Annotated in this window: 12 protein-coding genes; 9 read left to right on the top strand and 3 right to left on the bottom strand. The window is 73.2% G+C overall.

What is annotated here, in order from left to right:
• Positions 1 to 19: 19 nt before the first annotated feature.
• Positions 20 to 3,550 (top strand): transcription-repair coupling factor, encoded by a 3,531-nt coding sequence (gene mfd, locus DMA15_RS14850; protein WP_125513223.1) that lies wholly within the window; start codon positions 20 to 22, stop codon positions 3,548 to 3,550.
• Between the two features lie 47 nt (positions 3,551 to 3,597).
• Here the strand turns inward: mfd and DMA15_RS14845 are convergent, their stop codons facing one another.
• Together DMA15_RS14845 and DMA15_RS14840 are read right to left on the bottom strand one after the other, a co-directional pair.
• The gene (locus DMA15_RS14845) at positions 3,598 to 4,005 is read right to left on the bottom strand and encodes a nuclear transport factor 2 family protein (protein WP_125513222.1); all 408 of its coding nucleotides are present in this window, start codon (positions 4,003 to 4,005) and stop codon (positions 3,598 to 3,600) included.
• Between the two features lie 120 nt (positions 4,006 to 4,125).
• On the bottom strand, positions 4,126 to 4,539 hold the full coding sequence (locus tag DMA15_RS14840) for a hypothetical protein (protein WP_125513221.1): 414 nt from the start codon (positions 4,537 to 4,539) through the stop codon (positions 4,126 to 4,128).
• 140 nt (positions 4,540 to 4,679) lie between these two features.
• Here DMA15_RS14840 and DMA15_RS14835 point away from each other — a divergent pair, with 140 nt between their 5' ends.
• The 3 genes from DMA15_RS14835 (at position 4,680) to DMA15_RS14825 (ending at position 7,076) form a co-directional block, all read left to right on the top strand.
• The gene (locus DMA15_RS14835; RefSeq protein WP_164551761.1) at positions 4,680 to 5,393 is read left to right on the top strand and encodes an MOSC N-terminal beta barrel domain-containing protein; all 714 of its coding nucleotides are present in this window, start codon (positions 4,680 to 4,682) and stop codon (positions 5,391 to 5,393) included.
• Positions 5,390 to 6,124 carry an HNH endonuclease family protein gene (locus tag DMA15_RS14830; protein ID WP_125513219.1) on the top strand — a complete coding sequence of 245 codons (735 nt, stop codon included), beginning with the start codon at positions 5,390 to 5,392 and terminating at the stop codon, positions 6,122 to 6,124. The genes DMA15_RS14835 and DMA15_RS14830 overlap by 4 nt, the downstream gene beginning before the upstream one ends.
• 208 nt (positions 6,125 to 6,332) lie before the next feature.
• A complete protein-coding gene (locus tag DMA15_RS14825; protein WP_125513218.1) occupies positions 6,333 to 7,076 on the top strand; it encodes an N-acetyltransferase in 744 nt (247 codons plus the stop codon).
• Between the two features lie 16 nt (positions 7,077 to 7,092).
• Here the strand turns inward: DMA15_RS14825 and DMA15_RS14820 are convergent, their stop codons facing one another.
• Positions 7,093 to 7,833, bottom strand: coding sequence for a hypothetical protein (locus DMA15_RS14820; RefSeq protein WP_125517797.1), 741 nt, complete (start codon positions 7,831 to 7,833; stop codon positions 7,093 to 7,095).
• Positions 7,834 to 8,036: 203 nt separating this feature from the next.
• On the opposite strand from DMA15_RS14820, the gene DMA15_RS14815 reads away from it, so the two are divergent.
• The 5 genes from DMA15_RS14815 to DMA15_RS14795 all read left to right on the top strand — a co-directional run bounded on the left by DMA15_RS14815 (position 8,037) and on the right by DMA15_RS14795 (position 14,386).
• Entirely contained in the window at positions 8,037 to 10,100 is a 2,064-nt protein-coding gene (locus DMA15_RS14815) for an N-6 DNA methylase (protein ID WP_125513217.1), read from the top strand.
• Positions 10,101 to 10,235: 135 nt separating this feature from the next.
• Entirely contained in the window at positions 10,236 to 10,901 is a 666-nt protein-coding gene (locus tag DMA15_RS14810; protein WP_125513216.1) for a hypothetical protein, read from the top strand.
• A gap of 62 nt (positions 10,902 to 10,963) precedes the next feature.
• Complete coding sequence (locus DMA15_RS14805; protein WP_276314391.1) at positions 10,964 to 12,466, top strand: serine/threonine-protein kinase; 1,503 nt, start codon at positions 10,964 to 10,966, stop codon at positions 12,464 to 12,466.
• A gap of 151 nt (positions 12,467 to 12,617) precedes the next feature.
• The gene (locus DMA15_RS14800; protein ID WP_125513214.1) at positions 12,618 to 13,292 is read left to right on the top strand and encodes a SurA N-terminal domain-containing protein; all 675 of its coding nucleotides are present in this window, start codon (positions 12,618 to 12,620) and stop codon (positions 13,290 to 13,292) included.
• A gap of 50 nt (positions 13,293 to 13,342) precedes the next feature.
• The gene (locus DMA15_RS14795) at positions 13,343 to 14,386 is read left to right on the top strand and encodes a nucleoside triphosphate pyrophosphohydrolase (RefSeq protein WP_125517796.1); all 1,044 of its coding nucleotides are present in this window, start codon (positions 13,343 to 13,345) and stop codon (positions 14,384 to 14,386) included.
• The last annotated feature ends 41 nt before the right edge of the window (positions 14,387 to 14,427 follow it).

The raw sequence follows: 14,427 nt of genomic DNA, 5'->3' as shown, positions 1-14,427 counted from the left end.
GCCCGAGAGAAAGCCTTCCATGAGCCTGCACGGTCTGCTGGACGCTGTCGTCAAGGACTCGGCACTCGCCGAGGCGGTCAAGGCCGCCGCCGACGGCCACCGCTCGCACGTCGACCTGGTCGGCCCGCCCGCGGCCCGCCCCTTCGTGGTCGCCGCGCTGGCCCGCGACTCCGGCCGCCCCGTCCTCGCCGTGACGGCCACCGGCCGCGAGGCGGAGGACCTGGCCGCCGCGCTGCGCACGATCCTGCCGCCGGACGGCGTCGTGGACTACCCCTCGTGGGAGACGCTGCCGCACGAGCGCCTCTCGCCCCGCTCCGACACGGTCGGCCGCCGCCTCGCCGTCCTGCGCCGCCTCGCCCACCCCCGCCCGGACGACCCCGAGACCGGCCCGGTCTCCGTGATCGTCGCGCCGGTCCGCTCGGTGCTCCAGCCGCAGGTCAAGGGGTTGGGCGACCTGGAGCCGGTGGCCCTGCGCCAGGGTGAGACCACTGACCTGAACGAGATCGTGGCGGCGCTGGCGGCAGCGGCGTACTCCCGGGTCGAACTGGTCGAGAAGCGCGGCGAGTTCGCCGTCCGCGGCGGCATCCTCGATGTCTTCCCGCCGACCGAGGAACACCCGCTGCGCGTCGAGTTCTGGGGCGACGACGTCGAGGAGATCCGCTACTTCAAGGTCGCCGACCAGCGCTCCCTTGAGGTCGCCGAGCACGGCCTGTGGGCGCCGCCCTGCCGCGAGCTGCTGCTCACCGACGAGGTACGGCGGCGGGCCGCGGCCCTCGCCGAAGACCACCCCGAGCTGGGCGAACTGCTCAACAAGATCGCCGAGGGCATCGCGGTCGAGGGCATGGAGTCGCTGGCCCCGGTCCTCGTGGACGAGATGGAGCTGCTGCTCGACGTCATGCCGAAGAACAGCATGGCCGTGGTCTGCGACCCGGAGCGGGTGCGCACGCGCGCGGCCGACCTGGTGGCGACCTCGCAGGAGTTCCTGCACGCCAGCTGGGCGGCGACGGCCGGCGGCGGCGAGGCCCCGATCGACGTGGGCGCCGCTTCCCTGCGGGGCATCGCCGACGTCCGGGACCACGCCCGCGACCTCGGCATGATGTGGTGGTCGGTGAGCCCCTTCGCCGCCGACGAGGGCCTGGACGAGAACACCCTCAAGCTGGGCATGCACGCCCCGGAGACCTACCGCGGCGACACCGCGAAGGCCCTCGCCGACACCAAGGGCTGGCTCGCCGACGGCTGGCGCACGGTCTACGTCACCGAGGGCCACGGCCCCGCCGCCCGCACCGTCGAGGTCCTGGGCGCGGAGGGCATCGCGGCCCGTCTGGACGGCGACCTCACCGAGCTGACACCGTCGCTGGTGCACGTCTCCTGCGGCTCGATCGACTACGGCTTCGTCGACCCCGCCCTGAAGCTCGCCGTCCTCACCGAGACCGACCTGTCCGGGCAGAAGGCGGCCGGCAAGGACGGCCAGCGCATGCCCGCGCGCCGCCGCAAGACGATCGACCCGCTGACCCTGGAGGCCGGGGACTACATCGTCCACGAGCAGCACGGCGTCGGCCGCTACATCGAGATGGTGCAGCGCACGGTCCAGGGCGCCACCCGCGAGTACCTGGTCGTGGAGTACGCGCCCGCCAAGCGCGGCCAGCCCGGCGACCGGCTCTACATCCCCACCGACCAGCTGGAGCAGATCACCAAGTACGTGGGCGGCGAGGCGCCGACGCTCCACCGCCTCGGCGGCGCCGACTGGACGAAGACGAAGGCGCGCGCGAAGAAGGCGGTCAAGGAGATCGCCGCGGACCTGATCAAGCTGTACTCCGCCCGCATGGCCGCGCCCGGCCACGCCTTCGGCCCCGACACGCCCTGGCAGCGCGAGCTGGAGGACGCCTTCCCGTACGTGGAGACGCCCGACCAGCTCACCACGATCGCCGAGGTCAAGGAGGACATGGAGAAGACGGTCCCGATGGACCGCCTGATCTGCGGCGACGTCGGCTACGGCAAGACGGAGATCGCCGTCCGCGCGGCCTTCAAGGCGGTGCAGGACGGCAAGCAGGTCGCCGTCCTGGTCCCCACCACGCTCCTGGTCCAGCAGCACTTCGGCACGTTCTCCGAGCGCTACTCCCAGTTCCCGGTCAACGTACGGGCGCTGAGCCGCTTCCAGACCGAGACGGAGTCGAAGGCGACCCTGGAGGGCCTGCGCGACGGCTCGGTGGACATCGTCATCGGCACGCACCGCCTCTTCTCCGCCGAGACCAAGTTCAAGGACCTGGGCCTGGTCATCGTCGACGAGGAGCAGCGCTTCGGCGTCGAGCACAAGGAGCAGCTGAAGAAGTTGCGGGCCAACGTGGACGTGCTGACCATGTCGGCCACCCCCATCCCCCGTACGCTCGAAATGGCCGTGACCGGCATCCGCGAGATGTCCACGATCACCACCCCGCCCGAGGAGCGCCACCCGGTCCTGACCTTCGTCGGGCCGTACGAGGAGCGGCAGATCGGCGCCGCGATCCGCCGCGAGCTGCTGCGCGAGGGCCAGGTCTTCTACATCCACAACCGCGTCGAGTCCATCGACCGCGCGGCGGCGCGGCTCCGGGACATCGTGCCCGAGGCCCGCATCGCCACCGCCCACGGCCAGATGTCCGAACAGGCCCTGGAGCAGGTCGTCGTGGACTTCTGGGAGAAGAAGTTCGACGTGCTCGTCTCGACGACGATCGTCGAGTCCGGCATCGACATCTCCAACGCCAACACGCTGATCGTGGAGCGCGGCGACAACTTCGGCCTCTCCCAGCTGCACCAGCTGCGCGGCCGCGTCGGCCGGGGCCGCGACCGCGGTTACGCCTACTTCCTCTACCCCCCGGAGAAGCCCCTCACGGAGACCGCCCACGAGCGCCTCGCGACCATCGCCCAGCACACGGAGATGGGCGCGGGCATGTACGTGGCGATGAAGGACCTGGAGATCCGCGGCGCCGGAAACCTGCTCGGCGGCGAGCAGTCCGGGCACATCGCGGGCGTCGGCTTCGACCTGTACGTACGCATGGTCGGCGAGGCCGTGGCGGACTACCGCGCCTCGCTGGAGGGCGGGGTCGAGGAGGAGCCGCCGCTGGAGGTCAAGATCGAGCTGCCGGTGGACGCGCACGTCCCGCACGACTACGCGCCCGGCGAGCGGCTGCGCCTCCAGGCCTACCGCGCCATCGCCTCCGCCAACACGGAGGAGGACATCAGGGCGGTACGCGAGGAACTGACCGACCGCTACGGCAAGCTGCCGGAGCCGGTGGAGAACCTGCTGCTCGTGGCGGGCCTGCGGATGCTCGCCCGCGCCTGCGAGGTCGGCGAGATCGTCCTCCAGGGCAACAACATCCGCTTCGCGCCGGTGGAGCTGCGGGAGTCGCAGGAGCTGAGGCTCAAGCGGCTCTACCCCGGCACGGTCATCAGGGCCAACGCCCACCAGATCCTGGTGCCGCGCCCCAAGACCGCGAAGGTGGGCGGCAAGCCGCTGATCGGGCGCGAACTGCTCGGCTGGGTGGGGGAGTTCCTCACGTCGATCCTGGGGTCGTAGCGCTGGGCCGACGGGGGCGCTCCGGGGCCTGGGCGGTGCTGCGGGGCCTAGGCGGTGCACGCCTCGGCTATCGACAGGCTGTTCTCGTAGAGGTGGTGCCGGGTGATCCGGCCCTCCTCCACGGTGAGCCGCAGCGCGAAGGGGCCCTCGAAGGACTTGCCGGTGGCGCGTACGGTGCCCGAGACGTGGCCCATCAGGACGGCGTCGGCGCCGTCGACGAGGAAGGTGTCGACGCGGGCACGGGCGTCCTCGGGCACGGTGTGCTCCATCAACTCCGTGAACTGGGCGGCGCATTCGGCGGCCGTGGTCCTGGGCCTGATCCACGGCACGGCGGGGTTCTCGGCGAGCAGCCAGTCGACCTCGTCGGCGAAGAGGGCGGTGAGCCGTGCCGTGTCCCCGGCGACGCGGGCGGCGAGGAACTCCTGGACGGTGGCGCGGGTGTGCTCGGCGGTCATGGGGGTTCTCCTCGGCTCCGGACTCGGCTGATGGGCCCGATCCTGCCGGGGAGCGGGGGGAGGGTCGATTACCGCGGAGGTAATCCCCCGGGCCCCGGGACCCGCCCCCCGGAAGCCGCGTCAGTCCTTGTACAGCTGTTCGTCCTCGTCCCGGCAGAGGCCGTGCGCGGCGCCCATGATGCGGGAGGTCTGCTTCTTGGACGTGCCGAGCCGGCGCATGGACTTCGTGAACTGCTCGCCGAGGGCCGCGCCCCGGATGGTGCACAGCGCGTCGCCCTCCGCGACGAGCGCGTCGTCGCTGATGTGGTCGAGATCCGGGTAGTGCTTGCGCAGCGTCCGCAGGTAGAAGGCGGCCGCCGCGCCCTTCAGACCCCTGCCCCGGGCACTGGGGGAGGCACTCGGCGCCGTCGGCGTGCTCACTGCCGTCGGTGTGCTCGCGGACGGAGCGGAGGAGGCGTCGGAAGGGCCGCACGCCGTGGCGCCGACGGCGATGACGGCGAGCAGGACGGCGAGTCGGCGCAGGCGCTTGTGCATGGATCTCCTGAAGCGTGACGGATCAGCAGATGGTACGGCTTTTGCCCCGGCGTTCCGGGCCGAGGAGGCGGACCGCGGCCCGCGACGCGCGGCAGCTACCGTGGAGGTCGCCAAGTCCGCCCAGGGGAGGGGAGAGCGCAGTGACGCTCAAGGTCGTGGGGCTGCGCAGGTTCCCGGTGAAGTCGATGCTCGGTGAGGAGCACGACCGGCTGGAGTTCGACGCGGGGGGCGCCATCGGCGACCGGCGGTGGGCCCTGCGCTGCGCCGACGGCAAGCTGGGCAGCGGCAAGAACCACCCGCGCTTCCGCCGCATCCCCGGGCTCCTGGAGCACTACGCGGCGTACGACGACGACGGCCTGCCCGTCATCACCGCGCCGGACGGCGCGACGCTGCGCCCCGGGGACCCCCGCGTCCCCGAGCGCTTCGGCGACGGTGTCGAACTGGTCCGTGAGGCCGAGGACGGTTCGGAGAGCCTCAAGGACGTCTCCCCCGTCTCCCTCATCGGCACCGCCTCGCTCCGCGCGCTCGGCGGCCTGCTCGGTGACGCCGACCCCGTCGACGTACGGCGGCTGCGCAAGAACATCGTCGTGGAGACCGACGAGCCCTGGATCGAGGAGGACTGGATCGGCCGCGAGATCGTCCTCGGCGGCGGCCGGGACACGGCCCCGCTCCGGCTGCGCGGCATCAAGCGCGTCAAGCGCTGCGTCATGGTCACCCAGGCCCAGCCCGGCCTCCCCGAGGACAACCGCGTCCTCAAGACGCTGACCGCCGCCCGCGGCATGTGCATCGGCATCCACACGGACGTCGTGACGCCCGCGCCGCTCGCCCTCGGCGACACGGTGGTCGTACGGTGAACCGGCGCACCACCTCGGCCCTGCTCGCGCTGGTCGCCGTGCCCGCGCTGCTCACCGGCTGCGACGTGCGGACGGACGGCGGGAGCGGGGGCGGTGCCGGTGCCGGTGCCGGTGCCGGTGCCGAGGCGGGGTCCGCGCTGGCGGCCGTCGACACGCTCACGGTCAAGGGCCGTGCGCCCAAGACCGGTTACGACCGGGCCCGGTTCGGCAGCGCCTGGGCCGACACGGACTCCAATCGCTGTCCCACCCGGGACGACATACTCAAGCGGGACCTGAAGGACGTCAGATACCGGGGCGGGGACTGCCAGGTCGTCGCGGGCAGGCTCGCGCCCGACCCGTACTCCGGCAAGGACGTGACGTTCCGGCGCGGCCGCAGCCAGGTCGACATCGACCACCTCGTCGCGCTCTCGGACGCCTGGCAGAAGGGCGCGGCCCAGTGGGCACCGGCCAAGCGCATCGCCTTCGCCAACGACCCGCTGAACCTCCTCGCGGTCGACGCGGGCCCCAACCGCAGCAAGGGCGACGGCGACACGGCGACCTGGCTCCCCCCGAACAAGGCGTACCGCTGCGCGTACGTGGCCGGACAGGTCGGGGTGAAGAAGAAGTACGGGGTGTGGGTGACGGCGCCCGAGAAGCGGGCGATGAGGAAGGTCCTGTCGGCTTGCCCCGACAGGAAACTCCCGACCGGCCCCGCCCCGACGAGCGCACCGCCCCGCTTCCGCGCCGACTGAGGCGATATCTGCGGCCGAGTGGGGGCTGGCCGCGCAGTTCCCCGCGCCCCTTCAGGGCCCCTTCGGGGCCACTTCGGGGCCTCCGGCCAGGGTGGCGTCCCGCGAGGTATGCGCCCCGAAGGGGCGCGGGGAACTGCGCGACCAGCCACGACGTTGCCGCAGGTAATTCCATGCCGCCCACCCGGAGGGACGCGTACCCTACCCCCGCATGGAGCTGAAGATCACCACCTTGGCCGAGCGGCCAGAACTCGTCGGCCCCCTCTGGAAAATGGCCGAGGACTGGCCCGAGTTCATCCTCCACGACCCCGTCGGCTGGTCCCTGATCGGCAGGATCGTCGCGGACCTCCCCGAGTACGTCCTGGTCGCCACGGACGGGACCGGCAAGGTCGTGGCCCGCGCCTTCAGCGTCCCGCTCGCCCTGCGCGGCCGCGCGGGGGGCGAACTGCCCGACGGCGGCTGGGACCAGGTCCTGCTCTGGGCCTTCTCCGACCTGCGGCACGGCAAGGAGCCCGACACGGTCAGCGCCATCGAGATCACCGTGGACCTCACCGCGCAGGGCAGGGGCATATCGGGGCGGATGCTCGCGGCGATGCGGGAGAACGCCCGCGCCCGCGGCTTCACCGAGGTGGTCGCGCCCGTACGCCCCAACGCCAAGCACCTCGAACCGGCCGCGCCCATCGACGAGTACGCCCGCCGCACGCGCGAGGACGGGCTGCCGCACGACCCGTGGCTGCGGGTGCACGTCCGCGCGGGCGGCGTCATCGAGAAGGTCGCGCACGCCTCGATGACGGTCTCCGGCTCGACCGCGCAGTGGCGCGAGTGGACCGGGCTGCCCTTCGACGAGGAGGGCCCGGTCGAGGTGCCGGGCGCCCTGGTGCCGGTGCACTGCGAACCGGCGCGGGGCTACGGCGTATACGTGGAGCCGAACATATGGGTGCGGCACACGCTGTAGGCGCGCCGCGGCAGCCCTACAGCTTGTCGAAGTCGAGGACGTCGCCGGTCGGCGCCTTCGCCTTCACCGGCTTGTCGTAGTCGGTGAACTTCAGGGTGTCCACCTTCCCGCCCTTCTCCGTGTCGACCCGCAGCAGGTACGGCTTGCCCTCGGTGGCGACGTAGAGGGTGTACTTCTCCTTGCCGTCGGTCTCCATGAGCTTGATCGCGGGGGTGCCGTCGACCTTGGTCGTCCCACCCCTGCGGGCCACGGAGCTGACGCCCTTGAAGTCGGCGAGCACGGTGTCGAGGTCGCAGAACGCGGCGATCTCCTTCGCGTCGGCGCTCGTCGCCTTCGTCTTCGCCCAGCGGTCCGCGAGCATGTCCACCGTGGCCTGTACGTCGGCCGCGGGCTCGCCCTTGCTCTGCGCGCGCAGGAACTCCTCGTCGTACTTCATGTAGACGGTCTTGCCCGGGACGATCAACTCGATCGACCCCTCCTTGTTCATGCCCATGGTGCCCGCGCACTTGCCCTTGGTGTCCATGGCCATGTTCAGCGAGAGCATCCCGCCCTCGCCGTCCGGGACATCGCCCTTGATGCGCAGGGACTTGGCGCCCGAGGTCGCCTTGACGGCCTTCTCGGCGATCTTGCCGCCGGACATGCCGGCGAAGGGGCCCTTGTCGGCCTTCTTCGCGGATCCGCCCTCGCTGCCGCAGGCCGTGAGGCCCGCGGTGGCGGCGGTGGCGAGACAGACGGCGGCGATCGCGGTACGGCGCAGACGCGGGTGACGCAGGTGGTGACGCATGGGAACCCCCCAGAGAAGTCGTTCGGTGGAGTCATCACACCAGAATCCTGTGAACCGAGTCAACATGAGGTTCTGTGAATCGGGGGTTAACGCGCGTGAAGCCGCCCGTGCGGATGGTGCTCTGGGTATGCTCGACTCCGCGCGACTGACCCCGCGCGACGAGGGGAGCTGCTGCAATGAAGCCGCGGGACGACGCGACCGAGGTGACCGCCGCCGGAATCGCCAGGCTGGCCGGGGTGGGCCGGGCCGCCGTCAGCAACTGGCGCCGCAGGCACGGGGACTTCCCCAGACCCGTCGGCGGCACGGAGACCAGCCCCGCCTTCGCGCTCGCCGACGTCGAACGCTGGCTGCGCGCCCAGGGCAAGCTCATCGAGGTCCCCCTGCGCGAACGCGTCTGGCAGCAGCTCGCCGGACACCCCGCGGGACCCGTCACCGCCCTCCTGCACGCGGGCTGTGCCCTGCTCCTGGTCCGCGACAGGCCCTCCGCCTGGCTCGCGGTGAGCGCGGTGTCGGACGAGCGGATGGCCCAGCTCCTGCCGGGCGAGCTTGACGAGGTGGTCGCGATGCGGTTCGGGGTGCGGCGCAGGCGGGCCGTGCGCGTCCCCGAGCCCGTCGAACTCCAGCCGTCCGTACCGCTGTTGCGCGGCGTCGCGGAGCTGGCCGCCGAGCTGGGCGCCAAGCAGACGTACGAGTTCCTGCTCGGCCGGCACACCGACGCCAACCCCCGCCAGTACACGCTCACCCCGGCGGGCCCCGCCGCGCTCATGGCCGAGCTGGCCCAGATCGCCGCCCCCGCCCGCACGGTCCTCGACCCCGCCTGCGGCACCGGCGCCCTGCTGCGCGCCGTCCCGCCGCGCCCCGACCAGTACCTGTACGGCCAGGACAGCGCGCCCGAACTGGCCGCCCTCACCGCGCTGCGCCTCGCCCTGCACTCCGACGCGACCGTGCGCACCATGGCCGCCGACACCCTGCTCGCCGACGCCTACGACGACCGCAGGGCCGACGCCGTGCTCTGCCACCCGCCGTTCAACGAACGGAACTGGGGCCACGACGAACTGGCCTACGACACCCGCTGGGAGTACGGCTTCCCGGCCCGCGCCGAATCCGAACTCGCCTGGGTCCAGCACGCGTTGGCCCGCCTCGTCGACGGCGGCACCGCCGTCCTGCTGATGCCGCCCGCCGCCGCCTCCCGCCGCTCGGGCCGCCGCATCCGCGCCGACCTGCTCCGCCGCGGCGCCCTGCGCGCGGTCATCGCCCTGCCGGCCGGCGCCGCGCCCCCCTACAACCTCCCCCTGCACGTCTGGGTGTTGCGCAGGCCCGGCCCCGCCGCACCGCCCGCCCCCGAACTGCTCCTGGTCGAGGCGGCCGGGGTCCTCGCCGCCGACGGGCGCGACAAACAGCTCTGGCCCGCCGTCCATGACGCCGTGCTCGACGCCTGGCGCGCCTTCGACCGGCACGGCACCGCCGAGGAACGCCCCGGCCTCGCCCGCTCGGTGCCGGTGCTCGAACTCCTCGACGACGAGGTCGACCTGGCCCCCGCCCGCAGGCTGCCGCCCCCCGCCACCGGCGGCGGCAGCACGGAACTGGCGACCGTACGGGAGAGCCTCGGCGAGGCGCTGCGCCGGGCCGCGGACCTGACACCGGCCCTCGCGCCGGACGAGCCCGCCGGCGCCCCGCACCCGCCCTCGACCACCATCGGCGAACTGGCGAGGGCGGGCGCCCTGACCCTGCACACCGGCACCGGCGCCGGGGCCACCGGCGTCCCCGTCCTCACCGACCACGACGTGCTGACCGGCGGCGCCCCTTCCGGCACCGCCCACGAGGGCGCCCCGGACGAGACCGTCGTCCGCACCGAGCCCGGCGACGTCGTCGTCCCCGTCTCCGGCGGCGGCGCCGCGGCCCGCGTGATCGACGAGGCCACCGCGGGCGCCGCGCTCGGCCGCGGCCTCACCCTGCTGCGGCCCGACCCGGCCGCGCTCGACCCGTGGTTCGTCGCGGGCTTCCTGCGCGGCACCGCCAACCACCGCCGCGCCAGCAGCTACGCCTCCACCTCCGCCCGGCTCGACGTCCGCCGTCTGCGGCTGCCCCGGCTGCCGCTCGAAGGGCAGCGGGGCCACAGCGAGCGGTTCCGTGAACTCGCCGCCTTCGAGGACGCCCTGCGCCTCGCGGGCAGGCTCGGCGAGCAGCTGGTGCGCGGCATGCACGACGGACTGACGGAAGGCACGCTTCCGCCGGAGTGAGACGCTCCCACGGAGGCCGCGTGACCAGTACGACAACGGTTCGGTACAGGGTTCGGTACAACCCGGGACCGCTTCCCGTGGTCGGCCTATACGCTCGATCCGCATTCGTTCGTCCTTCAGGTACCAGGAGCAGCCATGCACGGCCACGGCCACGGCTACGCGCAGCGGCAACCGCCGCCCCCGCCAGGGGGTACACAGGTGACGCTGCGCGTGGTGTTCGTAGCGCTCGCCGTCATGACCTGCGGCCTGCTCGCGTGGGCCCCGCTGCTGCGGCTCGCCATAGTGACCCGCAAGGCGTACGACTGGGTCGTCCTCGCCGTCGTGACGGCCCTCGACATCACGGGGCTCGTGCTGATCGGGGTGGACCCGGGCGAGGACGAGTTCCAGGGGCCGGGCAACGCGGGCATGATCGTCCTGCTCTGCACGCTGATGGCCGCCGTCGCCTACTACCTCTTCGCGGAGATACGGCACTTCAGCCGGTACGCGGCCGGGGCGCAGTCCTTCCCCGGCTACGCGCAGCAGCAGACGCGGCCCGCCTACGGCTACCCGCCGCAGCAGCCCACCGCCCCCGAACCCCCCGCCCAGCAGGCCCCCGTGGCCCAGCAGGCTCCCGTGGTCCAGCAGGCCCCCGTGGTCCAGCAGGCTCCCATCGGCGGGCAGACCCCTGTTGGCGGCCAGACCCCCGTCGGCGGGCAGACCCCGCCCCCCGCCGCGCCGCCCGCGCCTGCCCGCATCCACCAGGTCCGCGCCGAGCTGGACGAGCTGAGCGACTATCTGCGCAAGCGGCAGGGCGGCGGCTGACCGTGGTACCGGGGACCGGAACCGGCGGCCGAGGCGGCCGGGTCGTCGCGGGGCGCTATGAACTGTCCACGCTCATCGGCCAGGGCGGCATGGGCCAGGTCTGGACGGCGTACGACCAGCGCCTGGACCGGCGCGTCGCCGTGAAGCTGCTCCGCCCCGACCGGGTCGCGGGCGCCGAGGCCGAGGAGCTGCGCCGCCGCTTCGTGCGCGAGTGCCGGGTGACCGCGCAGGTCGACCACCCCGGCCTCGTCACCGTGCACGACGCGGGCAGCGAGCCCTCCGAGGACGGGGCCCTCTTCCTCGTCATGCAGTACGTCGACGGCGCCGACCTCGGCGACCACCTCGCCGAGCACGACCCCTACCCCTGGCAGTGGGCCGTCGCCATCGCCGCCCAGCTGTGCGCCGTGCTCTCCGCGGTGCACGCCGTGCCGATCGTCCACCGCGACCTCAAGCCGCGGAACGTGATGGTCAAGCAGGACGGCACGATCAGCGTCCTCGACCTCGGCATCGCCTCCGTGATGGACACCGACACCACCCGCCTCACCCACACCGGCTCACCGATCGGCAGCCCCGCGTACATGGCGCCCGAGCAGGCGATGGGCGGCGCCGTCGGCCCGTACACCGACCTCTACGCCCTCGGCGTCCTCATGCACGAACTGCTCAGCGGCGACGTGCCGTTCTCCGGCTCCACCGCCCTCGGAGTCCTCCACCGCCACCTCTACGAGCCGCCGCTGCCGGTCCGCCGCCTGCGCCCCGAAGTGCCCGACGCCCTCGAATCCCTGGTCCTGCGCCTGCTCGCCAAGGACCCCCAGCACCGCCCCGGCAGCGCCCAGCACGTCTACGAGGAGCTGGCGCCGCTGCTGCCCGCCCGCGGCATCCCCTCGGGCCGCCCGCTCGACCCCACCCGGCCCTTCCTGCGCCCGCTCGCGCCCTGGCCGGACCGCGCCGCGACGCCCGCGCCCGCCCCCGACATGCCGCCGCAGCCGCCGAGTCCGCCGCCCCGCCAGGACGTCGTCCGCGCCGTCGAGGACGTCAAACGGCTCCTCGGCGAGGGCCGCATCACCCAGGCCGTGGACATCCTCGGCGCGATCCTCCCGGCCGCCGCCGCCGAGCACGGCGAGCACTCCCCGGTCGTCCGCACGCTCCGCAAGCAGTACGCGGCCACGCTCATGGACGACGGGCAGTACCGCCGCGCCCTGCCCGAGCTGCGGCGCCTCGCCGACGAGCGGGCCGCCGAGTCCGGCCACGCCGACCCGCACTCCCTCCAGTTCCGCTACGAGGCCGCGCAGTGCCTCGAACAGCTCGGCGAACCGGCGGCGGCGCTCGCCGAGTACCGCGCGCTGCTCCCTTACTACGAGAACCAGTACGCGACGGACGACCGCCGCCAGTCCCTGGAGATCCGCCGCCGCATGGGCCACCTGCTGCTGGCCCTCGGCGACCGGGGCGCCGCCCACGACACGCTGGCGCGGCTGCTGCACGACGCGGAGCTGGTGCACGGCCCCGGACACCCGTTCCCGGCGGAGATCCACCGGACGCTCCAGTGGCTGGGGCAGATGCGCGGTTAGGCCCGAACGGCGGGGCGGAGGGTGCCCCAACTCCCGGGAAATCGTTGGGCGAATAGCTGTCGAATAGCTGGCCGAGAAGACGGTCACTGCCTAACATCGATCACCGCAAGACTTTGTGCACCGCCGCACAATCTCCACCGGGAGGCCCACCTTGCACCGCCGCACCAGTCGTCGTACCGCGCTCCTCCTCTCCACCGCCGCGCTCGCCGCGGCCCCCCTCCTCACCGCCTGCGGCAACGAGGCGCACCCCGGCGCCGCGGCCGTCGTCGGCGGCGACCGCATCACGGTCGCGCAGCTGGAGGGCCGGGTGAACGAGGTGCGCGACGCGCAGCGGGCCGCCATCCCCGACGACGAGCGGTACGCGCAGGCCATCGCCAAGTCCGGCGGCCTCACCCGCGCCACGTTGCACACGATGGTCCTGGACGAGGTGCTGCACCGCGCGGCCGCCGACGCCGGGGTGAGCGTCACGCGCCGCGACATCCAGACGATGCGCGCGGGCCTGGAGAAGCAGGCGGGCGGCAGGAAGGCGCTGGAGGAGGGCTGGCTCCAGCAGTACAGCGTCGCCCCGGCCCGCCTGGACGACAGCCTCCGCACGGAGATCGAGGCCCAGAAACTCGCCAAGAAGCTGGGCGCGGACATGAACTCGCCGGAGGGCCAGGCGCTCTTCTGGAAGGCGCTGACGGCCGCGTCCAAGAAGCTCGACATCGACCTGAACCCGCGGTACGGCTCGTGGGACGTCGACAAGAACAAGCGCACGGACGCGAAGACCCCCTGGATCCGACAGGTCACCGCCTCGGGGGCGAGCGCGGCGGACCGGGAGGCTTAGGCGGAGACTCCGGTGGCCAGGGGCTGGGTTACGTTCGTCGGGTGAACGAGATCGTTACTCCGCCCCCGGCCCCGCCCACGCCCCCGGCCGACGGTTCGGCCTCCGCCGAGGCTTCCGCCGGGCGGGTCATCCTGCTGACCACCAGCCACCGCGTCGCGCCCGGCCTGCTGTCCTGGCCCGCCTGGCAGGCCCTGCACGGCGCCGACGAGGTGCTGTGCGGCGACGCCGACCACCCCCAGCTGCCGTATCTGCGCGAGGCCGGCGTCGCCGTGACGCACGCGTCGCCCACCGCCGAGGAGCTGGTGGACGCCTGCGCGGGCGGGCGCACGGTCCTCGTCGTCGCCGGGGCCGAGGGCGACCGCCCCCTCACCGACGGCCTGGCCCGCCTCGCCGGCTCGGGCCGCGTCGCGATGCCCGACCTCGAACTGCTCCCCGCCTCCTACGACCTGCCGGGCGCCCGCCTGCTCGACCTCGTCCAGGTGATGGACCAGATCCGCGACGAGTGCCCCTGGTCCTCGCGGCAGACGCACAAGGGCCTGGCGAAGTACGCGATCGAGGAGGCGTACGAACTGGTCGAGGCGATCGAGGACGGCGACCGGGACGAGCTGCGCGAGGAGCTGGGCGACGTACTGCTCCAGGTGATCTTCCACGCCCGTATCGCCGAGGAGGACACCGAGGACCCCTTCTCCGTCGACGACGTCGCGGGCTGCATCGTCGACAAGCTCATCCACCGCCACCCGCACGTCTTCGGCGACGACTCGGCGGACACCCCCGAGGACGTGAAGGCGCACTGGCTGCGCACCAAGGCGGTGGAGAAGCAGCGCACCTCGCTCACGGAGGGCATCCCGCTCGGCCAGCCCGCCCTGGCCCTCGCCGCGAAGCTCGCCTCACGTGTCCGCACGGCGGGCCTTCCCGTCCCGCTCCCGCAGGGCGAGGGCGTGGGGTACGAACTCCTCGCCCTGGCCCTGCGCGCGGAAGCGGAGGGCATCGACCCCGAGGCGGCTCTGCGGGCCGCGGCCCGCGCCTACCGCGACGCGGTACGGGCGGCGGAGGGCGCCGGGCAAGATGCCGGGGAGGATGCCGGACGCATGTGAGCCACCGGCGGGCACGGGCGAGGGGAGCGCCGGATACCGTC

The sequence above is a fragment of the Streptomyces sp. WAC 01529 genome (genome assembly GCF_003945545.1).
In the GTDB taxonomy this organism is placed as follows: Bacteria; Actinomycetota; Actinomycetes; order Streptomycetales; family Streptomycetaceae; genus Streptomyces; species Streptomyces anatolicus.
Note: the sequence above shows the minus strand (reverse complement) of the source record. Positions and strands in the feature narration are given on the sequence as shown.